Source organism: Zavarzinella formosa DSM 19928 (genome assembly GCF_000255705.1).
Lineage (GTDB): Bacteria > Planctomycetota > Planctomycetia > Gemmatales > Gemmataceae > Zavarzinella > Zavarzinella formosa.
In genome coordinates this window covers 208,347-234,089 of the sequence record NZ_JH636441.1, presented here as the reverse complement: position 1 = coordinate 234,089, position 25,743 = coordinate 208,347, and the positions used below count along the sequence as shown (strand labels likewise).

20 protein-coding genes are annotated in these 25,743 nt (G+C 59.2%); 9 read left to right on the top strand and 11 right to left on the bottom strand.

The genetic code is table 11. The features are described 5' to 3' along the window. Positions 1-57 precede the first annotated feature (57 nt). Positions 58-1,167: a TIGR02996 domain-containing protein gene (locus BGIM_RS0117425; RefSeq protein WP_020471019.1), complete on the top strand. Its 1,110-nt coding sequence runs from the start codon at positions 58-60 to the stop codon at positions 1,165-1,167. A 12-nt stretch (positions 1,168-1,179) separates the two neighbouring features. Here BGIM_RS0117425 and BGIM_RS0117420 read toward each other — a convergent pair whose 3' ends face one another. Continuing rightward, entirely contained in the window at positions 1,180-2,601 is a 1,422-nt protein-coding gene (locus BGIM_RS0117420) for a hypothetical protein (protein ID WP_020471018.1), read from the bottom strand. Positions 2,602-2,767: 166 nt separating this feature from the next. Here BGIM_RS0117420 and BGIM_RS0117415 point away from each other — a divergent pair, with 166 nt between their 5' ends. Beyond that, on the top strand, positions 2,768-6,079 hold the full coding sequence (locus BGIM_RS0117415; protein ID WP_020471017.1) for a DUF1549 domain-containing protein: 3,312 nt from the start codon (positions 2,768-2,770) through the stop codon (positions 6,077-6,079). 132 nt (positions 6,080-6,211) lie between these two features. Here the strand turns inward: BGIM_RS0117415 and BGIM_RS0117410 are convergent, their stop codons facing one another. Together BGIM_RS0117410 and BGIM_RS0117405 are read right to left on the bottom strand one after the other, a co-directional pair. Then, positions 6,212-6,460, bottom strand: a complete 249-nt coding sequence (locus BGIM_RS0117410; RefSeq protein WP_157369178.1) for a hypothetical protein — start codon at positions 6,458-6,460, stop codon at positions 6,212-6,214. A gap of 74 nt (positions 6,461-6,534) precedes the next feature. Then, on the bottom strand, positions 6,535-7,080 hold the full coding sequence (locus BGIM_RS0117405; RefSeq protein WP_020471015.1) for an RNA polymerase sigma factor: 546 nt from the start codon (positions 7,078-7,080) through the stop codon (positions 6,535-6,537). Between the two features lie 224 nt (positions 7,081-7,304). Here BGIM_RS0117405 and BGIM_RS0117400 point away from each other — a divergent pair, with 224 nt between their 5' ends. After that, entirely contained in the window at positions 7,305-8,291 is a 987-nt protein-coding gene (locus tag BGIM_RS0117400; RefSeq protein ID WP_020471014.1) for an ABC transporter ATP-binding protein, read from the top strand. After that, positions 8,288-9,781 carry an ABC transporter permease gene (locus BGIM_RS0117395; protein ID WP_020471013.1) on the top strand — a complete coding sequence of 498 codons (1,494 nt, stop codon included), beginning with the start codon at positions 8,288-8,290 and terminating at the stop codon, positions 9,779-9,781. Before BGIM_RS0117400 ends, BGIM_RS0117395 begins: the two co-directional genes overlap by 4 nt. A gap of 48 nt (positions 9,782-9,829) precedes the next feature. Here the strand turns inward: BGIM_RS0117395 and BGIM_RS50965 are convergent, their stop codons facing one another. Next, the gene (locus tag BGIM_RS50965; protein WP_029630136.1) at positions 9,830-10,429 is read right to left on the bottom strand and encodes a hypothetical protein; all 600 of its coding nucleotides are present in this window, start codon (positions 10,427-10,429) and stop codon (positions 9,830-9,832) included. Between the two features lie 79 nt (positions 10,430-10,508). On the opposite strand from BGIM_RS50965, the gene BGIM_RS0117385 reads away from it, so the two are divergent. Together BGIM_RS0117385 and BGIM_RS0117380 are read left to right on the top strand one after the other, a co-directional pair. After that, complete coding sequence (locus BGIM_RS0117385; protein ID WP_020471011.1) at positions 10,509-11,855, top strand: efflux RND transporter periplasmic adaptor subunit; 1,347 nt, start codon at positions 10,509-10,511, stop codon at positions 11,853-11,855. A 104-nt stretch (positions 11,856-11,959) separates the two neighbouring features. Beyond that, positions 11,960-12,544 (top strand): TapB family protein, encoded by a 585-nt coding sequence (locus BGIM_RS0117380; protein ID WP_157369176.1) that lies wholly within the window; start codon positions 11,960-11,962, stop codon positions 12,542-12,544. 68 nt (positions 12,545-12,612) lie between these two features. Here the strand turns inward: BGIM_RS0117380 and BGIM_RS0117375 are convergent, their stop codons facing one another. Further along, the gene (locus tag BGIM_RS0117375) at positions 12,613-12,990 is read right to left on the bottom strand and encodes a hypothetical protein (RefSeq protein ID WP_020471009.1); all 378 of its coding nucleotides are present in this window, start codon (positions 12,988-12,990) and stop codon (positions 12,613-12,615) included. Positions 12,991-13,118: 128 nt separating this feature from the next. On the opposite strand from BGIM_RS0117375, the gene BGIM_RS0117370 reads away from it, so the two are divergent. Next, positions 13,119-14,072 carry a glycoside hydrolase family 17 protein gene (locus BGIM_RS0117370; protein ID WP_020471008.1) on the top strand — a complete coding sequence of 318 codons (954 nt, stop codon included), beginning with the start codon at positions 13,119-13,121 and terminating at the stop codon, positions 14,070-14,072. 225 nt (positions 14,073-14,297) lie between these two features. Then, the gene (locus BGIM_RS0117365) at positions 14,298-15,410 is read left to right on the top strand and encodes a basic secretory protein-like protein (RefSeq protein ID WP_020471007.1); all 1,113 of its coding nucleotides are present in this window, start codon (positions 14,298-14,300) and stop codon (positions 15,408-15,410) included. A 5-nt stretch (positions 15,411-15,415) separates the two neighbouring features. Here the strand turns inward: BGIM_RS0117365 and BGIM_RS0117360 are convergent, their stop codons facing one another. The 4 genes from BGIM_RS0117360 to BGIM_RS0117345 form a co-directional block, all read right to left on the bottom strand. Beyond that, a complete protein-coding gene (locus tag BGIM_RS0117360; RefSeq protein ID WP_020471006.1) occupies positions 15,416-15,853 on the bottom strand; it encodes a hypothetical protein in 438 nt (145 codons plus the stop codon). A 90-nt stretch (positions 15,854-15,943) separates the two neighbouring features. Next, positions 15,944-19,540 (bottom strand): hypothetical protein, encoded by a 3,597-nt coding sequence (locus BGIM_RS0117355; RefSeq protein WP_157369174.1) that lies wholly within the window; start codon positions 19,538-19,540, stop codon positions 15,944-15,946. 31 nt (positions 19,541-19,571) lie between these two features. Next, positions 19,572-20,135: a KdsC family phosphatase gene (locus BGIM_RS0117350; protein WP_020471004.1), complete on the bottom strand. Its 564-nt coding sequence runs from the start codon at positions 20,133-20,135 to the stop codon at positions 19,572-19,574. Then, on the bottom strand, positions 20,114-21,181 hold the full coding sequence (locus BGIM_RS0117345; RefSeq protein ID WP_020471003.1) for a KpsF/GutQ family sugar-phosphate isomerase: 1,068 nt from the start codon (positions 21,179-21,181) through the stop codon (positions 20,114-20,116). The genes BGIM_RS0117350 and BGIM_RS0117345 overlap by 22 nt, the downstream gene beginning before the upstream one ends. Before the next feature lie 156 nt (positions 21,182-21,337). Here BGIM_RS0117345 and BGIM_RS60425 point away from each other — a divergent pair, with 156 nt between their 5' ends. Then, positions 21,338-21,553 (top strand): addiction module protein, encoded by a 216-nt coding sequence (locus BGIM_RS60425; RefSeq protein WP_020471002.1) that lies wholly within the window; start codon positions 21,338-21,340, stop codon positions 21,551-21,553. A 108-nt stretch (positions 21,554-21,661) separates the two neighbouring features. On the opposite strand, the gene BGIM_RS50960 is transcribed toward BGIM_RS60425, so the two are convergent. After that, positions 21,662-23,053, bottom strand: a complete 1,392-nt coding sequence (locus BGIM_RS50960; RefSeq protein ID WP_020471001.1) for an MFS transporter — start codon at positions 23,051-23,053, stop codon at positions 21,662-21,664. 114 nt (positions 23,054-23,167) lie between these two features. After that, complete coding sequence (locus BGIM_RS57700) at positions 23,168-25,486, bottom strand: PAS domain-containing hybrid sensor histidine kinase/response regulator (protein WP_020471000.1); 2,319 nt, start codon at positions 25,484-25,486, stop codon at positions 23,168-23,170. Between the last annotated feature and the right edge of the window lie 257 nt (positions 25,487-25,743).

Genomic DNA, 25,743 nt, shown 5'->3' with positions numbered 1-25,743 from the left:
AGAATCCGTCTTCCTATCGTCTCGTGGAGGCATGTAAGATTAGGAAAACCGGATCGGTTGCCGTGGTTGTGTGGCCTGCGCCGGTTGTATCGGCCGCTCAAAATGATTGATGAACTCGCCTTTCTGGAAGTGATCCGGCAAAGCCCGGCCGACGACGGCCCAAGGCTGATCTACGCCGATTTCCTTGAGGAAAAGGGAGACCCCGCGAGTGTGGCCCGCGCGGAATTCATCCGTTTGCAATGCCTGCTGGCGCGCGGGGCCGACCGGCCTGACGACTTTTTGCCCGCCCTCGAACGCGAGCGGGAACTGCAAAATCTCCATTGGCGAATCTGGATGCGACCCGTCTGTCAGGCTCTCGGCGAACCGGTGCCGATGGGGCCAATCGCGCCGGAGGGCAAGAAACTCGAACGGCTGGGGAGAGACAGCCACGAAGAAATTTCGCGGCGAGAACGCTATTTTTTGAAGCGGGTGATGGAACAGGGGCCGTGTTCACATGTGGTGGAACAGCATTGGGGGCGCGGTCGTGATATCCCTTACCTGCACTCGGCCCAGTTCCGCCGGGGATTCGTGTCGCATGTCACGCTCGCCGCCAAAAGCTACCGCACGGCGATGCACGTGGTCCGGTTGTTGGAACGCACCCCCGTGGAAGGCCTGGCCTTCGTCGGTTGCACTCCGGAACTGTTTGCGGAAGTTCTCAACACCAACGACCTCACGCAATTGCGAACACTGGAGCTGATTTTCACGGACCCAGAGGTTATTCGGATGGCGGCCCGGTGCCCCGGCCTTGCCCGACTGGAACGACTCATCATCCGGCATACACACGGCAATGATGACATCGGCCGGGTGTTGGCTGCCGGTCAGGAACTGGTTGGGCTGAGACATCTGCAAGTTCGGGCCTGCGCGGTTTCCCGAGTCGGCATGGAGGAGTTTTTGGGGCTGCCGTATCTTCCGAATTTGGAAACCCTCGGCTTCCCGGACTGCGCCAACCTGAACGATCACTCTCTGATGGTCATCACCGAGGCGGGCGATTGGCCCAAATTGCGAAACTTCGACGTGAGCGGAGCGAGAGCCTCTCTGGTGATGCGGGAAATTCTGGGAAGCATGTTCGCCGGTCGGCTGACCACGGACAATGATGAGACGGAGTGGCCGGAACTCTACCGCTTTTAGTGAGAGGGTTCATCATTCATTTTTGACAAACACGATGGCTGCCGCGTCTTCGTAAGCCACTTGCCATGTCTTGCGGAGTTCCGTCACCAAAGGGAGTTCCTTTCCGTTGGTCATGACGGGGAGGATCACCAAACGGGAGTTTTGGAACACGGAATCGGTTTGCCAGCCATCGGGGGTCGTCAATGTGCGGACATGCTGTGATAGCTGCTCGTCCCCGTAAAGATTGGAGCGGCCGTCCATGCTGACGGGGTATTCGGGAAGTTCCCAAATCAGATAACCGCCCCAATCAAATGTGTTAAACAGCGGCCCCGGCGGCCGGTTTGCCTTCACCCAAGTGACCGCTTCCACCGGGTATTCTCGTCGCACGATGTCGTCGATTGGTTGATGGGCCGCCAAGCCGGACGCCCACAGCAATCGCACCAACACAAAGCCAAGGGCTGGCCAGACAATCGGCGTCCACGGTTGCGGGATGGCCCCGCCGGGGCGCAACAACGTCCGAGCGGCGAGGAGGGTGCCGAACCAAGCGTCCCGTTGCATTCGCAGGGCGAAGAAAAGCCCGATTGCCAACAGGGTCGTTTCCCACAACGGAAACCCGTCCCGCAGCAGTTTCAACGCAGCCAGAAACCCGAGGAAGATGAGAGGCCAAGTCCACCAATCACGGAGGCGGGGGGGCGCCAATTCGTCGATCAGGCTCAACGCGCCGGTTTGCGTCGCGTATTCCCATACCACTCGATAAAGATTCACATGGTATGGGTTGGCCAGCGTGGCCAGCGCGCACAACGGCCAAAGGATCAACAGCGTGCCGACCGACGACACCGCCGGTTGGCGACGATGACGAACCAGCGCCACCCCAAGGCCCGCGCCGAGCAATCCCAAGCCCAGCACGAATTGAATGTGGATGTTCGCCCACAAGGCATACACCGGGACCAGCCAGATGACCCGGCGAAGCGATGTCGGCCGGGTGAGAAGTTGATCTAACACTCTAAGGGTCGCCACCACGCCGATAATCGTCATGTGCCAGGGGCGTTCGGTGAACAACGGCCAGAATGCCGGCATCACAATGGCCGCGAGAACCGGGCCGGTCCAAAATCCGCGAGTCCGGTTTCCCAGATACGCACACACGGAAACGGCGCTGGCGGCGCTCAACAAGAATCGGAGCATCAGCGCCCCATCAAGGCCGAACCGTTGGAAGACCTGAAACAGCAATGTTTCAAATAGCCAGCTATAGGCCCGCCAAGGGATGTTTTCGGTCTGGCCCCTCAACGAGAATGGATCTGTTTCCGGAATCGTTCCGTGATCGGCGATCCAACGGCCCACGGCAAGATGCCACCAGGTGTCCTCGGCAATCCGGGGTTGGACGGCCACGCCCGCCGCGAGCAGGCCGACGCCAAGCCAGACGACCTTCCTCCACATGTTGCGGGAATCAGAATTCATGTGAGTGATGTACGACTTAATTTTGCGGACGGGCCGCTTGCCTCTTTACCCGGCCCGTTCCTGTCTGGTACACTTGAGTAAGTTGAATCGTACCCGCCATGAGGTTGCCGATCCCTTTCCGGCAGCCATCCGATGCCTCATACCTTTCCCGTTTGTGGGTGTTTGCATGAAATATTTCGTTCTGTTGCTTGGGATCGCGTTCGTTGCCGTCGGATCGGCGACGGCCCAAGAACAACTCCCGGCCGGTCGCACGATCACCAAGCTGGAGGCCCGCCCGGCGAGCATCACGCTTAAGAATCCTTTTGATTACACCCAACTGCTCCTCTCGGCCACGCTGGACAACGGGGACGTGATTGATGTCACCCGGCTGGCGAAGGCCGAACTTCCCGCCATTGCGAAGATGTCCCCGGCCGGCTTGGTGCGTCCCGTCGCGGACGGCTCGGCCAGCATCAAAGCCGCCGTTGGTGGCAAGACGCTCGATGTGCCGGTGACCGTGAGCGGGCAGAAAACGGCTTATGCCGTCAATTTCATCCGGGATGTGAACCCGGTGTTCGGCAAATTGGGCTGCAATCAGGGAACCTGTCACGGATCGGCCGAGGGGAAGAACGGTTTCAAACTTTCCCTACGCGGCTACGACCCGATCTACGATCACCGCTCGCTGACGGACGATCTGGAAGGCCGGCGGTTTAACCGGGCCGCCCCGGATCGCAGCCTGATGGTCATGAAGCCGGGCGGGGCGGTCGCCCATTCCGGCGGGGTGCTGTGGTCGCCCGGCGACCCGAATTATGAACTCACGAAACTCTGGATCGCCCAGGGGGCCAAGCTCGATTTGACCACCCCGAAGGTGGCCTCCATTGAAGTATTGCCGAAAGACCCGGTGATCGCCGCTCTTGGCTCGAAACAACAATTCGCCATCGTGGCCACCTACACCGACGGGGCCAAACGGGATGTGACCGCCGAGGCGTTTATCGACAGCAGCAATGCCGAAGTGGCGACCGTGGACAAAACCGGCATTGTGACGACCGTTCGCCGGGGTGAGGCCACCATGCTCGCCCGCTACGAAGGGGCTTATTCGGCCAGCACCATCGTTTCGATGGGAGACCGTTCCGGCTTCGCGTGGAGCAACCCGGAGGTCTTCAACAAGATCGACGAGCTTGTTTACGACAAGCTGAAGCGGGTGAAGATCCTGCCGAGCGACCTCTGCACCGACGCCGACTTTATGCGTCGCGTTTACATCGACGTGACCGGCATCCCCCCGGAACCGGAAGTCGTGCGGGCGTTCCTGCTGGACAGCCGGCCGACCAAGATCAAGCGGGACGAGTTGATTGACAAACTCGTCGGTTCGCCGGAATACGTCGAATACTGGACCAATCGATGGGCCGACTTGTTGCAGGTGAACCGCAAGTTCCTCGGCGACGCCGGAGCCAAGGCCCTGCGGGATTACATCCGCAAGGCGGTGAATGACAATACACCCTACAACGAATTCGCTTATCAAATTCTCACGGGAAGCGGTTCCAATGTGGAACACCCGGAGGCCGCTTATTACAAGGTGCTTCGCACCCCGGATGCGGCGATGGAGAACACGACCCACCTGTTCCTGGCGATCCGCTTCAACTGCAACAAATGCCACGACCACCCGTTTGAGAAATGGACGCAAGATCAATACTACGCCCTCACTTCTTACTTTGCCCAAGTGCAACGTGGCGAAGACCCGAAGTACAAAGGCCAAAAGATCGGTGGCTCGGCCGTTGACGGGGCCGTGCCGCTGGTGGAAGTGATTTCCGATGCGGGCGGCGGCGAAGTGAAGCACGAGCGCACCGGCGAAACTGCCAAGCCGAAGTTCCCGTTTGACCACAAGGATCTCGCGGCCGCCAATCTCCCCCGCCGGACGCAACTGGCGAAGTGGATCACCTCCACCGAGAACCCGTACTTTGCGAAGAGCTATGCCAACCGCGTGTGGAGTTATCTCACGGGCGTCGGCATCATCGAACCCGTGGACGACATCCGGGCCGGGAACCCGGCGTCCAATCCGGCCTTGCTTGATTATCTCACTCAAGAATTTGTGAGCCACAAGCATGATGCCCGGCACCTCATCAAGCTGATTTGCAAAAGCCGGACGTATCAACTGTCCGTCTCGACCAACCAATGGAATGCCGGGGATGACCTTAACTATTCACACGCGATGGCCCGCCGACTGTCGGCCGAATCGCTGTATGACGCGATTCACCGAGTGACCGGTTCCACGACCAAGTTGCCGGGCCTGCCGCCGGGATCGCGGGCCGCCCAAGTGCTGGATGGTTCGGTTGATCTGCCGAGCGGCTTTCTTGACCTGTTCGGCAAGCCTGTGCGGGAAAGCGCTTGCGAGTGTGAACGATCCAGCAGCATGATGCTGGGGCCGATTCTGAATCTGGTCAACGGCCCCATCGTTGGCGATGCCTTGAAAGATCCGGGCAACCGACTGGCGAAACTGTCGGCGACGGTCAAAGACGACAAGCAGTTCGTGGAAGAATTGTATCTGGCGGTGTTGAATCGATTCCCGACGCCGAAAGAGATGGAAACGGGGTTGAAGGCTCTCAAGGCGGGCGAGGCCGATCATGCCACCCAGATGGCCGAGTATCAGGCGAAAGTGAAGACGTTCAAGGATTACGAAACCTCCTTGGACGGAAAGCAGGAGGGTTGGGAAAAATCGCTTGGTTCGTCCCCTGTTTGGGAACCGCTGGCGGCTTCCAAAGCGGTCAGCGAACAGAAGGCCAAATTGGATATCAACAAGGCCGATCAGTCGATCACTGTCAGCGGTCCCAACCCGGTGACCGAGACTTATACGGTGACCTTCACCACCAAGATGAAGAACATCACCGCTTTGCGGTTGGAAGCATTGGCCGATGATAAGTTGCCCGCGAAAGGCCCCGGCCGTGCCCAGAATGGTAACTTTGTGCTGAACCAAATCTTGGTGAAGGCCGCCCCGGCTGACAAGCCGATGGAAGCCAAGCCGGTGACTTTGCACACACCGCTGGCGACGTTCTCCCAAGATCAGTTCCCGATTGGCAATGCCTTGCTCGGCACCCCCACCACCGGGTGGGCCGTTTCGCCGCAGTTTGGGAAGAACCAGTCGGCTTTGTTCCGGGTGAAGGATTTGGCGGCTTACGAAAAGGGTACGACGTTCACAGTCACCCTCGTGATGAAATTTGGCACGTCGCACACCATCGGCAAGTTCCGCGTCTCCACGACGACGGACTCGGAACCCCGATTGGCCGATGGGGTTCCCGAGAATGTTCGCCTCTTGCTGGCAGTTCCCGCCGCCCAGCGAACTCCCGCCCAAAAAGACGAACTGACTCGCTTGCACCGCTCGCGGGACGGCGAATACCTTCGGCTTGCCGGAACGGTTGGCAGTCCGCCTGCCGCTGACAAGCGAGTGACCGGCGCGCAAGACCTCGTCTGGGCGCTCATCAACAGCCCGGCGTTTTTGTTTAATCACTGACGAACGGATAACCCCGGCAACCATGTTGCCGGGGTTTGGAGTCTGGCGTTGCCGCCAGACTCCAAACCTGAAACGAAGAAAGCCGACTCATTTGAGTCGGCTTTCTTCGTTGATCGGCATGTCAGTGCCGAATTAACGGGTCTTCTTCCCCAAATCCTTTATTACCTTGAGGTTCGCGGTCGAGTTATCCAGGCTGGAATTTGTCCGGGGCTGGCCGTCGGCGGCTTGGTGTGAGACCAACCAGCACCCCCCGAGGAGCAACGCCACCGAAGCGGCCAACGCCAGCCGGCTGGTGGAGAGATTGTCCGTCGCCGGTTCTGTTAGTCGTTTGGCGGGCCGGATGGCCCCGGTTTTCGGGGCGGCCGGCCAATGTTTAGGCATCTGAGCCTTGAAATAGTCCCCCAAGAGATGGTCGAGACCATCTTGTGGGAGATTCGGAACGGGGTTTTGATTCATCATTGGTTTATCTGCCCTTGGGCGGTCAGGCGATCAGCGAGGCGTTGTCTGGCCCGGCTGAGTCGCATATGTACGGCGGTTGTGTTAATCCCCAACATCTCGGCAATCTCGGCCGCGTCGTGATCGAGCGCGTACCGGAGTGTCAGAATATGTCGGTCATCCGGGGGAAGCTCCTCCAGTGTCGCCCGGATTTGGGCGAAAGCTTCCTGCCGTTCCATCATCTCCAACGGTTGCGGATCGCGTGACCGGACTCCCCCCATTTGTTGGGGAGCCATTGTCCCGTTGCGGCGGAACGCGCTTTTGGCGTAATCCTCCGCGAGATTGCGGGCCACCCGGAGCAGCCACGCCCGGATGTTCTGAATCTCCTCGTCGCCCGCCTCCCAGTGTTTCCAAAGCCTCATGAAGGCTTCTTGGGCGATATCCATCGCCAAGTCCGCGTCCAGCCAGCGGGCGTAGGCCATGGCCCAAACTTCCCGGCCGTGCCGGTCATAAAGGGCCTCGAACTCCGCCCGGCGATCATCCGCCGAGGGTGGCTTGGACTTCATGCCGGCTATTATACCATGCCGCCTCGTGGCTGGCCGTATCTGTCAGTACATATGAAGACGATACACGGGTGTTACACTAACACCGAAAGCAAGACCCGTCAAACAGGGCGCCCGCATCCCCTCGTTCGCCCGTCCGACTCTGGTTTCTTGGGTCAAATTCCCGAGGCATGTCCCCGAATACCCCTAGAATATCGCCCATCCAATCCCAATAACCGGGAGCATTCGTGTCCGTGATTGAAACACGCGACCTGCGCAAGGACTATCGCGGGGTGGCGGCTCTGCGGGGCGTGTCCCTGAAGGTCGAAAAGGGTGAGATTTTCGGGTTGCTCGGCCAGAACGGCGCCGGAAAAACCACCCTCATCAAAATTCTTCTTGGAATCGTCAAACATGGCGAGGGGGAAGCCTCCCTGTTTGGCCAGCCCGCCGGGACGGCCGAGGTTCGCAAGCGGGTCGGTTACCTGCCCGAAGATCACCGCTTTCCGGAATATCACTCGGCCTTCAGCCTGATGGACTATTACGGCGCCCTTTACGGGATGTCGAAAGACGCCCGCCGCAAACGCATCCCCGAACTGCTCGAACAAGTCGGCCTCGGGACCAGGATGCACTCCAAGATCCGCACTTATTCCAAGGGGATGAAGCAGCGGGTCGGCATTGCCCAAGCGATCTTTCATGATCCCGAACTGATTTTTCTCGACGAGCCGACGGATGGCGTGGACCCTGTGGGTCGGCGGGAAATCCGGCAGATTCTTGAAGATTTGAAGAGAGACGGCGCGACCATCTTCGTGAACTCGCACCTGTTGGGTGAAATCGAGTTGATGTGCGACCGCGTGGCCGTGATGCAAAAGGGGGAACTGATCCGCGAAGGGCGGGTTCAGGACATCACCTCGCAACGCGGCACCTACATCGTCTCCGTGGCCGAGTCGAATTTCCCGGCCGACGAACTGACCGCGATGGGCTACAAAGTCCGGCCGGTGGGCGAGCGTTGGGAACTGACGCTGCCCGAGGGAAAGGACATCGACACGGTGCTCGACTTCCTGCGGGAGAAGGGCTTCCGCATCCGGGACTTGGTGGAAAAGCGACAGACCTTGGAAGAAGCCTTCGTGTCCATGGTGGACGCGGCCGAGCCGGGCGTGGACCGTCCGAGCCGGAAAAAAAACCGAGACTCCGAAGACCGACGCCCGAGCCGGCCCCGCCGGGAGGATGACCGATGAAACCCCTGGCGATTCTCAAGGATTCCATCCGCGAGGCATGGGACAGCAAAATTCTGCTGGTGATGATTATTTTCGCGATCTTGTTGCTCGGCCTGATCGGCAGTTTCAGTTACATCCCGGCCCCGCCGGACGAGGCAATTCGCCGAAATATCGGGCAATTTCTTGCGGTCCGGGCCGACCACGGCCGGGCCGAAATGCCCATCCCGCCGCTGCCGATCGATTACACGTTGGAGAATTTCACCGTCCTGAAAGAGGCCTCCAACCCGGCCCAGGGGGAGTATCGGTTCACCCTCAAAGCATCCGGCTATAGCCTCTCCGAACTTGAGGATGCAAACGCCAACGCAAACCGGCGCCCCGGCGCCCGGAACAAAAACGCCCCCGCCAAGGTCAACAAGGACAAGGAAGAACCCAAGGATGATCTCGTTCCGAAGGAACGCGACCCCAAGGACGACACACTGGTGCTTGTGGCGGCTGTGTGGAACACCGACTCTCAGGATGCCGCCGCGCTGACGCGGGTGATTTTCAAACTTGACGATCCGAAGAAATTGGAAACCATCGCGACGCAAATGAGCGACCGGGTGCTGGAGGATTTCATTCGTGAGAAGATCGAGTTTCACATGAACATGAAGGTGGCCGTGTGCGCCCGCAAGCCCGGACCGTTGACGGGCCCGCAGGAGTTCGAGGTCATCACCGCCCCCAGCGACCCGCGAAGCTGGCCGCACGATGTCCAGCCATTCTTCGGTTCGTTCTCCCTGAAAGCGGTGATCGGTTACAACCCGCTGGGTGTCATCGTCTGGTGGATCGAGGACAAACTAATCAACGGATACGGGGCGGCGGTCGCCATCCTGTTCGGGATCATCGTCACGTCGTTCTTCATTCCCAACATGCTCCGCAAGGGCAATGTGGACCTGCTTCTCGCCAAGCCGATCAGCCGGACATCGCTGTTGCTTTACAAGTACCTTGGCGGCCTGAGTTTCATGCTCATCCTGTCGGCCGTGACCGTGATCGGGGCTTGGTTGATTATCGGTGTGCGCACGGGCATCTGGAACCCCAAGTTCCTGCTTGTGATCCCGGCGCTGACGTTTAGTTTTGCCATCTTCTATGCCCTGTCCACCATGATCGGTGTGTGGACCCGGAGCATCATCGCGTGCATCCTGCTGACATGCTTTGCCTCCGTGGCGCTCTATGTGATCGCCTTCGGATATAGCATTTACGAACACGTGAAGAAGTTCCCCGGCATGAAGGATGAAATGCCGGCGTGGCTGGAATTCACCGCCGAGGCTTCGCACACCGTCCTTCCCCGGACGGACGATCTGGACCGCATCACCACGAAGCTGATCTCCGAGACAATGACGCAGCAGGACCAGACCCGAAACGGCCTGCATGTGAAGACTTACCCCTCTTGGGCCGGGACAATTGGCGTGTCGCTGGCGTGGATCGCGGCGATGCTGGGACTATCGTGCTGGCGGTTCACGAAGAAGGATTACTGACGCTTGGAAGAGTGAGCAAAGCCGGGGAAAGCCCCGGCTGATGTGATTTCAGACCATGCCGGTTGGGAGATGCGGGGTTTCGGGGGTGGCGTCCGGCGGGGTGATGACATACTCTTGGCGTCGGTGTCCGCGGGCCATTTCTTCCCATTTCGGCCAATTTTCCTGCCGTTGCCACCATGTTCGTCGTTTGAGCCAGGTGATGATCCGGGCGACGGCCACCCCGATTCCGGCTCCCGTCAGACTGCCGTACAGAAAGCCCAAACCGCTTGTCGGCCATCGAATCAACAAATGGCAGCAACCAAAGAACATTAATCCAAGCATATATCCGAAGAAGGCGATGAAAAACGCCCAGAGCAGGCAGATGCAGAGGGAAATCAAGGGTTGCTGGCGATCCCGCTCACTGATCCCCGCCAGCAAGCCAAACAGGCCCCCGATCATCGCAATATAAATGCTCCAGTGAGCCATCGCCCTCACGGCATCGTGCAAGGTAATCGCAGGTTCGTTGCCGTAATACATCCCGCAGAGCAGACCCGATATTCCGAAAAAGATGGCCAATCCCCGGCCGCACGGCGGGTGCGTGCGGTCATGGAGCCTTGCCCAATAGGGATGGCTGGCGGGAGGTCGTTTTCGGCGAACATACTCGGCCATCGCTTTGCCCGTTCGGTCAATGCGCTTAAACTAATTCTAACTGCCCTGGCTCGAATCCCCAAATCAAGTTGGGCCGTCCATGCGCGTCGTTATCGTGTTTCTAGCCGGATTGACGGCCTTTTCCACCGGATGCGCCAACAAGGCTCCGGGTTCGGCCTCGCCGGGTGAAAACGGCCCCGTCATAGTCACTGTGGCTCCTCCCAAGCAACAATCGCTGAAATGGATGGTGGAGCAACCGGGCACGCTTCAGGCGTTCGAGACGACGCCCCTGATGGCCAAACTCCCCGGCTACGTGACCCGCGTTCTCGTTGATATCGACGATCCACTGGACGGACCTTCACCGGATGGGCAAAAACCGGGCACATTATTGGCGGAAATTTCCATGCCCGAGGTTCGGGAGGAGGCAAAGCAGAAGGAAGCCGAGGCCGCCCATGCCCGCTCTGGCGTGGAACTGGCCCGCAAGAACCAAGCGGCCTCCGAGGCCGCCGTCAACTCGGCACGGGCGACGGTGTTGGAATCGAAGGCTCGCGAAAAGACAGCCGTTTCCAATTACGAACGGTGGAAGTCCGAATCGGCCCGTGTGGATGACTTGGTGGCCCGCAAGGTGATCGACAAGCAAACGGCCGACGAAACACTGAACCAATTTCGCTCGGCCGAGGGCGCTTGGGATGAGGCCAAAGCCCGCACCACGTCGGCAGACGCCTTATTGAAGGAAAGCGAGGCAAAGCGGGACAGCATGGCCGCCCAAGTGACATCGTCACTCGCCAAGGCGGCCGCCACCGAGGCCGAGGCCCGCCGGTTGGTGGCGCTGTTGCAGTATGCCGAGATCCGGGCGCCCTATCCGGGCGTGGTGACGGGGCGGTTTGTCCACACCGGGCACTTTCTGCAACCGAGCGCCGGCCGGAGCGAGCCGATTTTCACCGTCGCCCGGACGGACAAAGTTCGCATTGCCGTGGAGGTCCCCGAGGCGGCCGCCGGGTTTGTGACGAAGGGGACAAAGGCGAAAATCCGCTTTCCCGGTTTGGGCAACTCCGAAATCGAATGTGCCGTTTCCCGCACTTCATGGGCGCTGAACACCGACTCCCGGACCCTTCGGGCGGAATTCGACCTGGACAACCCGAACCGCAAATACCGCCCCGGCTTGTATGCCTTCGCCACCATCGGCATCATCCAACCGGACACATGGGTCGTCCCCCGGTCAGCCATTCAATATCTGGACGATCAAGCTTATATATTCCTGATGGTTGACGGCAAAGCCGTGCGGTACCAGACGCAAACGGGCCATGCCGAGGGGGACATGCTGGAAGTGATTCGCCGAAAGAAAGCAGGCAGCCGGGATGCCTCGGAACCTTGGAATGGCACGGAACAAGTGATCGTGACCCATCAAGGCCCGCTGACGGACGGCGGCCCGGTGTCGGTCAAGTGACACGCCTTGTCGGTTGGTCATTGGTCATTGGTCATTGGTCATTGGTCATTATGATGGATCACATTGAACTCGTAAAAATGGTGTCTCACATCAAGGGTGGCGTGATGCGTGCGATTTGTGTTTGTCTTCTGATGTTTGCGGGGTTCGCCCAAGCCGAGGAAAAAACTCCGGAGGATGATCTGTATCCGCTGGAAATTGGCAACACATGGACTTACAAGGTCAGCGGACAGGAAGATCGCTTCATCATCCGGGTGGCGGCGATGGAGAAGGTCGGCGATTACGATTGCTATCGGCTGGAAGCAATGCTTCGGGACAAACCCGTCGGCACGGAGCATCTGCTGGTGGCCAAGAACGGAATCTTCCGCGCCCGCACGGACAAGGACGACGTGACCCCGCCAGTGTGCATCCTTCAGTTCCCCACGAAGAAGGGGACCACTTGGAAGGGGGAATATAAACTGGGCGGCAAAGCCGCCAACGCGAGTTTCGTCGGCGACACCGAAACCGTGACGGTGCCGGCCGGGAAGTTTGCCACGGTCAGCGTGCAGGCCGATTTGGCGGAAATGGGAGGAAAGGTCCGCACGACGTTATGGTTTGCCCCGAACGTTGGCGTGGTGAAGCAGACCTTGGAAGAGGGGAAACGAACCCTTACTTTGGAACTCGAAAAATTCCAAAAAGCCGAGAAGAAGTAAAACACCATCAAGATCGACAAGGCCCGCCGGTATCACCGGCGGGCCTTGTCGATTGACACTTTTACGGCTTACTCGTCCTTCGCCGGCGGTCCCTTCTTGTCGAAATCTCTCTTTCCTTCCGGGCCGAAATCTTTCTTCGACGGCGGGCCGACCGATTCGGCCTTCTTGATCTGCTCCGGCGTGAGAATCTTTTCCAAGGCGGCCCGCACTTTGGCCTCCAATTCTTCGATCTGCTTCACTTGGGCATCGGTGAGATTCAGTTCGTCCTTGACATGCGGCGGCATCACTTTGCCGATGGCAAATCGCGGCGGCGGGCCATCCTTTTTCCCTTCCTTTTTGCCGTCCGGCCCGAAATCCTTCTTTCCTTCGGGGGGTTGGGAGGTGGCGGTCATCGCGAACATGGCTGACGCGAGAAACGCGAAAGCGCCGATCCAAAGGCGTCCCATGAAAAATACTCCTGTTTGCGGGGGATTTGTATGTTCTGATGGCATCTTACACTGGCTTGCTGAAGCCAGCATGAAGCCATTGGATATGATGTTAATCTTCCCGCCCGCACAATTTCGAGAACGGTGAAATGAGAATCCTCTCCCTGTTATTGCTGGCGGTCACCTTCAATCCCCTTTGGGCCGAAGAGGGACCGGACAAGCGGTTTGCGTTGTTCGCCGCGTTGACGGACAAAACCCCGCCGCGACTGGTGACCTTTGCCCCTTCGCAACTCGATCCCCGGTCGGATGCCAATCAGCGACGATTGAAGACCAGTTCCATCCGCGACGACCTGACCGCCCTCCGGGGGGCGTTCGATGGCTTGGTGCTGTACGGGTATCACGAGGCTGTCTCGCCGCGTCTGCTGGCCGTCGCCAAAGAATTGAAGTTCCGTGTCGTGTTGCTGGCCGTCTGGGACATCAAGTCAGCGGTGGAACTGGACGGCGTTGCCGATTTGGCCAACGCCCATCAAAACGATTTTGCCCTCGGGGTGCTGGTCGGCAACGAGGGAATCACTTTTAACCGCTACGAGGCGGCTGATCTCGCCTTCGCGGAAGCCCGCCTACGGCGAAAATTGCCGAAAGGCATTCCTTTGGGCACCAGCGAACCACTGGTGGGATACAAACACGAGTTCATCCGGAATTTCGGCGACTTTCTCGCCCCGAACATCCACCCGTTCTTCGACCGTCCGAAACTGACTGCCGAACCCGCCGCCGCTTGGGCGCGCGAAGAGGCCGCGAATCTGGCGAAACTGACCCAAAAGCCGGTGATCCTCAAGGAGACGGGTTTCCCGCATGATGGCAAACCGGGCTATACCCCCGAGACGCAAAAGGAATTCTGGGCTGCCTACGTGAAACCCGGCTTGCTCGCCCGGCCGACCGACTCGGCCAATGCCTGGGTGTTTCACGGCGTCGCCTTCGAGGCTTATGATCTGCCGTGGAAGAGCGAGGAATCCAAGCTCCCCGTCGAGAAATCATGGGGCATGCTCAACCCGGCCCGCAAACCTTATCCGGCGTTCGCGGTATGGGAGGGAATCGGGAAGTAATTTTGGAATAGCATTAAGAGGGACCTGTGAAGCCGCGACGCGGAGTCTTCGCAGCGGAGCGAGGGCTTCCCGCATTATGTGATTGCCGTCGTGGTCGGCGATTGCGTGGCCGGAATTCTCGCTCCGCTGCGAAGACTCCGCGTCGCGGCTTCACAGATCCTTTTGTGTGTATCCAGAATTTGAATAGTTCAAAACAGTGACAGAACAATCCGGAGTCTCAACTCGATGTGTCAGTTTTCATCCGTTCGAGTCTTTGCCCTACTGGCTGGTTTCGGGGGCGTTGCCATCGCCGCGCCGCCGGAGAAATCGGTGGTGGCCTCCGTCGAATCGACGCTGGCCACCGGGGGCGGCAACATTCGGCAGTTCGCCTTTGACGGCAATCCGGACACCGTCTTCCAGTCGGAGAAGAATGCGACGGCGAAAGACCACCTCACGCTGATCCTTGATCCGGCGGTGACGGTCAAATCAATCCGCGTCTCGACCGGCCGGGGGAAGGAAGACAAGAACCTTCTCGGGGCCGGCATGCTGGAGATTTCCGAGGACGGCAAGACTTTTGAAAAGGCCGCGACCTTTGAAAAAGGGGCGGCGGTTGCAAAACCGGAAGGAAAAAAAGTTCGGGCCATCCGTGTGAAGCCAACGGAAGACCTCGATTATCCGCTGGTCGTCCGGGAGTTCGCCATCGAAGGAGAACCGGCGGTGAAGCCGTTCAAGTTCCCCGTCGAGGTGGCGGTGAATGTTGACGATGCGCCGGAGATGAAAGAGTGGACCGAACGGGTCGCCCGCGTGTGCGAGCGGCAATATCCGATGCTTTGCGAAGAACTTTGGAGCGACGGCTTTAAACCGCGAACCGTGCTTCGGTTGAAAATGGACAAGAACTACCGGGGGGTCGCCGAGGCAGGCGGCGGGAACATGCGGGGATCGGTGACTTATTTCAAAGATCACCCGGACGACATCGGGGCGTTTGTCCATGAGACCGCCCATTGCGTGCAAGGTTATCCCGGCGCCCGCAATCCGGGCTGGCTGGTCGAGGGGGTGGCGGATTACGTGCGGTTCTTCAAATATGAGGCGAACAAGCCGCGAAAACTGAAGCCGGAACAGGCCAAGTACAATGGCAGCTACCGAACCACGGCGGCGTTTCTGGCATACGTCGCCGAGAAGCATGACAAGGATGTGGTGAAGAAGCTGAACGCCAAAATGCGGGCCGGCGAATATGGGGAGCAGGTTTGGAAAGACATCACCGGCAAGACCGTCGCGGAACTCGGGGATGACTGGAAAGAGTCCCTGACAGAGTCCCCGAAAACAGCTCCGAAAGAGACCCCGAAGGCAGCCCCGAAATAAGCCCGTCACGGGACTCGTCGCTTAAACGTCCATGTGTTCAGGGTGGCAGTTGCGCTGCCGCCCTGATGTTCGACCAACTCCCAGCCTTCGCCGCCAATGAAGTTCAACACGTGAATCTTCTGCGACGTCGCACTGGCGTCTTTCTTCATGGCCGGTGCCTTCAGTTTCTCGGCCATTTCCTGCCAGTTTTTTGCCTCGATTTCCCCGTCGCTGGTAGTCCAGCGAACGGCGGTCGGCGTTGTTGCCGGAGCGGGAGGTTGCTCGGCTCCGTCCTCTCCCTTTGCGGGAATGCGACCCGGAAAACCGCCCGCGCGGGGGTTGCGGAATTGTAGCTCGGCATACTCCCAGCGGGCCGGCTTGTCCGGCAACGTCGGGGCGGCGGGACAATTGATGGCGGCCAGTCCCAAGATGACGAGCGCGCCGAATGAAACAGGGGACCTCATGCGAAACTCCGGAGAGGGGAAAGAAACAACGGCCGTCATTCTAACCGATTCACCGGGCCACGCATGAGAACCCGGTGAGAGATGGAAATCTCACTGCGACAACGTGGTGCCGCCCTCGACTTCGAACGTCTTGGTGCGGGTGTAGTATTTGATCCGTTCGCCTTGAATCGTTTCGTCGCGGATGCCCTGGCCCTTTTGCTTGTTAATCACGGCCGGGCTGTCCTTGGTGCCGTAGAAGATCAGCACGCCCTTGAGTTCGCTATAGCTCACCCAGTCCGCGTCGCCAAAGAATTCGCCTTGCTTGCGGACCCGCACATTCCCGCGCGCGATCATCTCCTGATAGGAAACATCCGCTTCTTTGCCGGCGGCGTTTTTCTCCCGCTGGACGGTCGTGAACACTTCCAGTTGATCGCGGGCCTCCAAATAAACGGCCCCCTTCGGGATGCTTCCCTGACGGAGATCCACCGGAAGAGTCGGCGTGTCGGCCGGAAGGTTGACCACCTTGACATTGGTGAAGAACACCGCCCGCTTGCGAAGGTCGTTGGCCTGCATCTTGCCGCCGAACTGCACGACGGTGAGTTTCATCTCCTCGTCCTCCCCGAGTTCCCCCTTCTTGCGGGGCGGCCCCTTGGGCGCCGGTTTGGGTTCGGACTTGTCGCTCAGGCCGCCGTCCTTCGATCCCGGCTGCCACATGCGCACGAGGCCGGGCATCGTTTCCGAAGAGGTGACGGTGATTTGATGGGACGTCTTGTCCGGTCCGACCGGTGTGTTGACGCTCATCACATCGGGGCCGTGGATGCTCTGATAACGGATCACCTTGCCGTCAAGTTTCGTTTCCTCGATCACAACCACGGGTTGCTGGGTCTTCGGTTTGGGGATGTCCTCGTCCTTCGGGGCGTGGTAACACATCACGGTGTCGATCTTCGGGGCGTCGCTTTCCTCATTCCCCTTCTTCTTGGGAACCTTTAGTTTGTCCCGAGCCTCCTGGCTCAGCAGCACGGGCTTGTCAAGGATGACTTGCATCCACTCGCACTTGAGCTTGGATGGATCTTGATAAGCCTGAACGGCTCCGTGGAAAAACACAAGTTTGTCCGCCCCGAAGAAGTCCATCCGCTGCTTCCAATAGATCGTCACCAGCGAGGGTTTTTCGAGTTTTTTCCCCTCCATGTCGGTGGCGGTCAGCATTTCCATGCTGCCGTCCCCCTTGATGAGGGCCGTGTGCGTCCGCTGGTCGATGGCGATGTCAAAGCCAAACATTGTCAACTTGTCGAACCGCACCACTCCCCACTTGGGTTTGGTCTTGTCGGCGGGGTCGCCGGTCACCAGAAGGTGGTTTCCTTCGAGATAGGCCTTCATGTCCACGGTTTTGCCGTTGATGTCCACCCCTTGGTCGTTCTCGTTGGACGGGTCTTGGTGGATGTCCACATCACCTTCGGCAAACACATGGTCAAGTTCCGTCTGCCCTTGCGGATCGCGGTTCACCCACGTTTTGATGTCCTTGGCCACGACGATCAACGGTTGCTTCTTTTCGGGGGGCGCATCTTTCTTTGCGGGCGGCGGGGCATCCTTCTTCACCGGGGGAACCACCGGCGGGATTTCGCCCGGCAGCGGCGGCACGTCGATTTTTACCATCGGAGCCGTCTTCGGGGCTTCTTTTTTCGGCTCCGGCTTTTTGGGCGGCTTGATGAGGGCCGGCACGTCCTTGAACCAGACGTTCAGATAATCCGCATGCTTGACAACCACGTCCGGCGAAGTGCTGCGGACTTCGCCGGTGGCCTCCATCCGGTGCGGCTTCATCCCCTTGGCGAGATCCTGTTTCGGTTCGGGTTTGCCGGGTTCCTTCTTGGCTACTTCCTTTTTGACCGGTTCCTTCTTTGGGGGATCTTTGGGATCAACCTTGGGGGCGGGAATCAGCCATACTTTCAATTGATTGGCTTGAATGAGCTGGGTTTGCCCCTCGGCATTCTTGTCGCTGAACACGGCCGGACCGCCGGGGTTCTTGCCGATGAATGTCAGCACATCGTAGGGTTTGCCGTTCTCGATGGTCTTGGAATAGACAAGCCGGTCGCCCCATGTCGCCAGTTTCAGGTATTCCCCGGTTTTCGGGTCCACGTCCCCCATCCCGGCGGAACCGGGGCCGAAGACATGGGCTTGGGTCAGTTCCTTGCCGTCGGAGAAAATGTGCAATTCGCTCCCCTGCAACAGATTGCCGTCTTTCACGGCCTGCACCCGTTGTGTGGCGTTGCCCTTGAGAATGGTCATCTTGGCGTTGGCGTCGTGGATCATCTCGGTGCCGGTGGCGTTCAGGTTTTCGGCATCCGAGGTGATGACCACCGTTTCGCCCCACGCGCGGATGAGCTTTATCTCCATGCTCCCTTCGGAGGAATTGTCCTCCGTCGTTTTCTTCGGCGGAGGCAGAGGTTTGCCGTCCTTGCCGACCGGGGGTGTCGGGGCTTTTCGTTGGAAGAAGATGTCCAGAAACTCACAGACGAGCAGATCTTGCCCCGTGGTGCGGCTTGACCGGATGACGGTCACGTTTTCGACGATGCCGGGCTTCTGGATGGCGGGCTTCTCAAAGTGGGCCAATTCCTTCTTCATGTCGTAACTGAACGGCCCGTTTGTCTTGATTTGAAGCAGTTTCTTCTCGACTGGCGGAGGTGTTGGCCCCTTCTTGTCTCCCTCTTTCGATTTCGGGGGAGTATCTTTCTTGTCTCCGTCTTTCGGTTTCGGCGGGCCATCTTTTTTCTCACCGGGCTGGCCGCCGAGTTCGTTGCTGTCGTCTGTCCAGAGATTCATTTCCACGTTGGTTTCGATGGTCACCAACTCCACCCCGGAGACTGGCGGCTTGGGTTCTTTCTTGGCGGGCGTCTTCGGATCGACCTTCTTCGGCGGCGGCGTTGGCCCCTTGGACGGCGGCGGATCGTTCGCCAAGAAGAGTTTCAAGCCGAGGCCGGTGGCCGTCGGGACACGGGGGGTCTTGCGGTCGGGTTTTGGCAGGCTGGTGTTCTGGTGATCCGTGAGTTGCACGGCGTTATGCGTCATAATGTGCGGCAAGCCGGGCTTCGGATCTTCCACGTAGTACACCGGCCCGAGCGTCTGGAATTCAAGGTCGTCGTTTTCGTCCAGCGTTTTCCGGTTGTTGTTGATCGTGATCCGCCCTTTGCGGGGATCGTTGGATTTGGCCTCGGGGTCCGCGTGGAGTTCGGCGGTCACGACCTTGCGCCCCTCCATTTCGGAAATGGATTTCACGGGGCGGTCGAACTGCACATAGGCCACGTCGCTGTAGAGGGTGTTGATTTCGGGGATGCCGTCCGGCCCGCGATTCTTGCCAAAGATGGCCACGCTAACGGGCGTCACCTCGGCCCAACCAGTGCGAGGGCCGGAGCGAATGATTTCAAATTTGTCGCCCGCGAACACAATCCCCTTGGGTTTGATTTCAACCTTGAGGGCAAACTTGATTTCCCGACAGCCGACTCCAAACGCCATCTCCAATTTCCGGTCCAGCCCGGTTACCGGGAGCGCGCGGCTGGGGACACTGGTGGTCTCGCCGCCGGGGGCCACTCGATAACTGTCGGGCAACGGGGGCAACCCGTCAAATCCGCCCAGAATGGCCACATAGCCGAAATGGATGGCTAGGAAGGCGACGAGACCCACGAAACCGAGCATCATCCGACGGGGAGTCCACATCTCAGCACCTCTGGCGAGTCGTTCGCGCGCATTAACCGGCTGCCAGCCGGGAGAGCAACGTCTGCCAGCTCCCCTGATGGCCCATCAGCCATTCTATCGTCTCCCGGACCGCTCCGCATCCTCCGGGAGCACTTGTGACATATCGGGCGACAGATTTTAGTTCCCGGCACGCATCCGCGACGGCCACGCCGATTCCGCAGGTTTGCAGCACCGGATAATCGGCCAAATCGTCGCCAATGGCGCAAGCCTGCCCGGGATCGAGTTGAAAGTGTTTCAAAACATCCCGGAGGGCGGGCATTTTATTGCGCGCCCCTTGCACCACAACGGTGATGCCCAGTTCACGCGCCCGCCGTTCCACCGCCGGGGAGGAACGGCCCGAAATGATGGCGACCTGTTTGCCGCTTTCCATCCAGAATTTGAGGGCGGAGCCGTCCCGCACATGAAAAGATTTGATCTCATGCCCGGCGTCTGTGTAGACGATTTTGCCGTCCGTCAGCACGCCATCGACGTCCAAGACCAGAAGTTGGACGGCCCGGATGGCCTCAATGGTTTCCGGGTCGGGCTTGGCGGCGATCACGCGGCGGGCTTGTTCCACGAGGGGACCTGACTGTCGGAGGAAACGTCCTTGGGGTCGGCCTCGGCCCCGATGATGTCCGTGATGTCCAGCAGGCCGACGGGTCGGCCCCCGGCGTCGATCACGGGAAGTTCGCTGATCTTGCGATCCTTCATCAATTGAATGGCGTCCTGCATCTTCCGCCGGGGGGAGATTGTCAAGGGCATTTTGGTCATCACGCCATCAATGGGCTCGTCGAAGCAAGTGTCGGCCCGGCGCTCAAAGAGCTTGGCCAGGTCGCTGTCCGTGAACAAACCGACCAGTTTGCCGTCCTCGTCCACCAGCATGACCGCCCCGGTGCGACGGCCGGTGTGGGAGGCTTGGGAAAACACCTCCCGCACGCTGGCGGTTGCCCTCGCCAAGCGAAGATCGCCCCCCCGGCGCATGTGTTTTTCCACAAGGGAGAGCTTGAACCCCAAGCTTCCGGCGGGGTGGTAGCGGGCGAACTCGTCGTCCGTGAATTCCCGCTGATCGCACAGGGCAAAGGCCAGCGAATGCCCGATGGCCATCGCCACCGTGGCGCTCGTGCTGGGCGCCAGTCCGAACGGGCTCGACTCGACGATGGGACCGTAGATGATGGCCGCGTCCGCCGAGAGGGCAAGCGTGCCGGCTTTGTTTCCGGTGATGGCGATCACCGAATCCCCCATTTCCCGCAGGGGTTTGAGGAGCCGGACGATCTCCTCGCTTTCCCCGGAATTGGACAGGACGATCATGACATCGTTTGAGTGAATCATCCCAAGGTCGCCGTGCAAGGCACGGGTTGCGTCAAGCAAGTAAGCCCGTGTGCCGGTGGAGTTGAGGGTGCCGACGATCTTCTGAGCCACATCGGCGGACTTGCCGACGCCGGTGACGCCGACCCGGCCGTCAGCCTGACAGCAACGCCACAGGATTTCAGTTGCTTGGTTGAAGGATTCTCCGAGCCGGTCAGCCACTTCCAGAAGGGCCTCCGCCTCGTCACGCAAGACTTGTCGGGCTCGGTCGAGGGGGGTGATTTCGGAGATGTTTTCGGTTTCCGATGATAGTGTCATGGGACCACATCCTTGCGGCATCTGGGGAAGTAACTGCCCAGTATATCGACATGATATGATGGCGGGGTTCGGTAAAAAGAACAATGTCAGGGATACGCCTGACAGACTTGGTCTCTGGGCGGTCTGGCAAAACTGGGCAAACCAAGGAAAATACAGATGGCTGTTTCACTGGAATCGCTCGGGATCGACCGGATGAGTCTTGATGATAAAATCGAGTTGGTTCATGCCATTTGGGACCAGATCTCCTTGGAAGCAGAACACGTTCCCATCACTGACTCGCAGCGATTTGACTTGGAACGCCGACTGAGGGAACATAGGCAAAATCCGACAGTTGGTTCGTCGTGGGAAGAAGTCAAAATTCGGCTCGTTTGAACATATTCTGATTGGGTGAATCATCAAAAGCGGTCGAGGGATGCCAAGATTGGCATCCCTCGACCGCTTTTGATGATTTTGTCAAAACGAAAGTGCTGAGCGAAGTTGTCAGTGCGGCAACGCGGCCGTGCTTGTCTCGCCTGCTCCATGTTTCGGCGGATGGAAAAACAACAACAGCAACATCGCCCCGCCGAGGGCCACGAGGGACGGATACTTGAAGTAACCGTTCCAATCGACGATGGTGCTGCCGTCGGCCATCTTGGTTGTGAACGTCGCCAAGAGCTTCGGCCAGACGTAATTGGCCACCACCACGCCGAACCCGAGGATCAGGAAGTTGAACAATCCTTGGGCACTGGCGCTGATTTCCTTGGGGAAGTAAGCATCGATGAAGATGTACACCGTAGCGAAGAAGAAGGCGTAACAGATGCCGTGTAATGTGTTCACCAGAATGGCCGGGGCGGGTTCCGGAAAATAGGCGAACACGGCAAACCGGGCGGCATGTCCAAGAATGCCGATAATCATGGTGGTCCGCCAACCCAATTTCTTGAGCACCCAGCCGAGACAGGCCATTGTGACAATCTCAGCCACTTGCCCGATGCTGGTGACCGCCTGAATCAACCCCGCCGGCAAACCGACGCCGTTCGCTTCCTTCGGGGAACCCAAAAAGCTTCCGATCACCAAAAAGTATCCCTGATGGATCATCGCATCAATGAACGTGACAATGAACAGCACCAGAATGAACGGGTTCTTCAACAGCGAGATGGCTTGAATGGTGGCATTCGAGGAATTGCCGGGCCGGGCCGGTTTCGGCGGCGTATGCGGCAGCATGAGGCTGATAGCCGAGAGCAACAGTGAGGCTATTCCGGCGGCGACGTACACATAAACCACGCTTCCCAGCCAGGCATCGCCAGATTTGCCATTATTCGCGTCAAAGATCGCATTGAGTTTGGCCCCGAGACCGAGATCGCCGAGGGCGTTGACTTTCGTCCAGTCCGTGAGCAGGTAAATGAACGGCAACCCGGCGGCGATCCAGCCGATTGTCCCCCAAAGCCGGACGCGGCCGAACTGTGCCCCGTCGGTCATGTGGGTGAAGGCGATGGAGTTCGCCACGGAAATCGTCGGCACATAGGCCAGACAGTGAAGGTACATCAACGCCGCGAAGACCGGGAACAGCAGGTTCGCCGGCACGAATTCGCGGGCAAATCCGAGGCCGATCATCGCCAGCCCGCCGATGAAGTGGGCGAAGGCCAAGTATTTCTCGGCCGAGAATTTGCGGTCCACCAAGGCCGTCAGGCCAAACAGGGCCGCCAGGGCCGCGAAGGGGAAGCCGCTGTTGATGATGAATTGCTGGTCCTCGTCAAAGCCGATCTTGCCGAGATAACTGAAGTTCTGGACAAACCACGATCCCCAGATGTAGATCTCCAGAAACATCATGAGCGACAACAACCAGAAGACGCCCTTGGAGGAGGACGGACGGCTCGGCGAAGATTCGGACGCCATATGGCGAAGCTCCCTTGAATACGAACGGCGGGTGAGGCGGGATGCTCCGAAGTCTAAACCCCGGACCGACAAGCGGCAATGGAATTCCGGCGGGGAGAGGTGTGTTTGTCCGATTCAGGCCGGCCGGATCATCGCCCCTTCGATGGCTCGCAGAAGATTGTCCGGCGAGAAGGGCTTTTGCAGGAAACCATCGAAGCCGCATTCCGCGTAATGGTCCCGCATCTCGGTTTCGCCGTGGCTGCTCATCAGGATCACGCGAACATCGGCTTTCATGGCTCTCAGGGCGGTCAGCGTCTCCAATCCGCTCAGTTTCGGCATCGTGAGATCAGTCAGCACGACCGGGAATTTCCCCCCGGCCTCCCGGAAGGCCACCACCCCGGCATTGCCATCTCCGGTCACCATGACCGCCATACCTGCTTTTTCCAAGGTCATTCGGGCGAGGTTTCGCACCGATTCCACATCGGCGATCACCAACACCGGCCCGATCCCCGGCCGCGGCAAACGTTGACCGGCCGGAGGCGTTTCCAATCCTGACGCCGCGGCGACGACGGGCAGCACGATTCGGAAGGTCGATCCCCGCCCCGGTTCGCTCGTCACGCGCACCGCCCCGCGATGGCTCCGCACGATGCCGATCAGGGCCGACAGCCCAAGGCCGCGACCGCTGAATTTGGTGGTGAAGAACGGCTCAAAAATCCGGCTCTGCGTTTCCGCCGTCATGCCGTGGCCGGTGTCCGTGACCTCCAGATAGGCGTATGTCCCCGTGGGGAGGTCTTCCCGCATGATGGTCGAGCGGAAGAATCCCGAGTCTGCTTTCATCAATCCCGTCCGAACAATGATGAGGCCCGGTTTCTCCTCCAGCGACTCCGAGGCGTTGGTAACCAGATTCATCACCACCTGACGGAGTTGTGTGGCGTCTCCCTCAACCGGCGGAAGTTCTTCGTCCAGGTTCAGTTGCAATTCGCTCTTTCGGGAAATGGCCGCCCGCAGCAATCGGGTCATGTCCCGCACCAGGGCGGTCAAATCCGTTGGTTCCCGCGTCAGGCGGCTTTTCCCGGCATAGGCGAGCATCTGCTTGCACAATTCCGCCGCTCGCCGTGCGGCCGTGCCGATTTCCGTCAGATATTCATGCGTCGGATGGTCCGTCGGGGTCTCGGCGGCCGCCAGCTCCGAGAAGCCAAGCACTCCGGTGAGGAGGTTGTTGAAGTCGTGGGCGATCCCGCCCGCCAACACGCTGACGCTCTGGAATTTTTGGGCCTGCCGCATTTGGGTTTCCAGTTTGCGACGGTCGGTCACGTCCAAAATCACGCCATCCCAGACAATCGAATTGTCCGGCCGACGTCGGATGGCCGAGCGGATATGCCAGATCCGCTCCCGGCCGGACGGCAGCCGGGCGCTCACTTCCGTGTCGGAGATGGTGGATTGATCGGTCGCCTGTTCGCCGGCCCGGAGGATTCGCTCGTGGTCTTCCGGCGCCGGGATCAGATCGCGCAGCCGGACACGTCCCGCCAGCAGATCCTCCGCTTTCAATTCGCTGATTTGCTCGACTCCGGCGCTCACGTGGGTGTACCGGCCCTTGCCGTCCGGTTCGCTGATGTACTGGTAAATCGCCCCGGCCGGGAGGTTGTCTCCGAGAGCCTCCAGCATCGTGGTCCGCTCTTGGAGAGCGCGCTCGGCCAGTATCCGGTCGGTCACGTCAAACGAAAGGACCAGTCTCGCCGGTCGGTTTCCAAATTGGATCGGGGTGGCGAACACCTCGGCCACAAAGTTCGAGCCATCCTTGCACTGGTGAATCCAGCGAGTGGCGGGATAGGGGACGGACGTGATATCGGTCATGGCCGAGAGAAGTTTGGGGATTTCCTCCGGCGGCCGAATGTCCTTGGTGGTTAGTTGAAGGAATTCTTCCCGCGTATGCCCGTATCGGTTCAAGCAGGCCCGGTTCACGTTCAGAAATCGCAGGCTCTCGATGTCGAAGACCCACATGGGAATCGGGCTTTTGTCAAACAGAGCCTGGGCCACGTCCAACGAAGGTTCCGAAACGGGTTTGGGATTGATGACACCGACGGCCTGGCCGAACACCATAACGGCCGTCAGATTTCCCCCGTCGTCCCGAATCGGGGCAATCCGGTAACGTATTCGCTGATGGGCGGCCGAGGGGGGCGGCAGGCGGACTTCCACCCCGGCCGTGTCACACTCACGGGCCGCCAGTCGTCGCAGTTCCTCCTGAAGAGCCGCTTGATCCTCCGAATCAATGATCCCAAAAATCGTCTGGCCGATCAGTTGGCCGGCCGGTTGTTCGTGCAGAGCCAAAAACGCGGGATTGACATAAGTGATTTCCCCGGTCGGCCATATGAGCGAGGTCGGGGCGGGTGACTGATCCGCCAAGACCCGGAAAAGGGCGGGATCGGCGACGGTACTCAGTCGAGACTCGGACACGCCCGCTCCGGCGCAGGGGATAAAAAAATTGGCAACAGACACCGGCAATCGCAAAATGCGCTCACCACTTTCAATTATTCATCATGGGCCAAAAATCAGTCGTTTTCTTAATGGCTTTTCGGCTGCCCCAGAAATTCCATTGAGGCGATGGCTCAAAATGTATCCATAACTGAAAAAATGAAGTGCCACTTCAGCCAAAAGCAGTTGTTGAGAGACATGCCCGCCTGAAAATCGAAAACCAATTCTGGCGAAGTAAG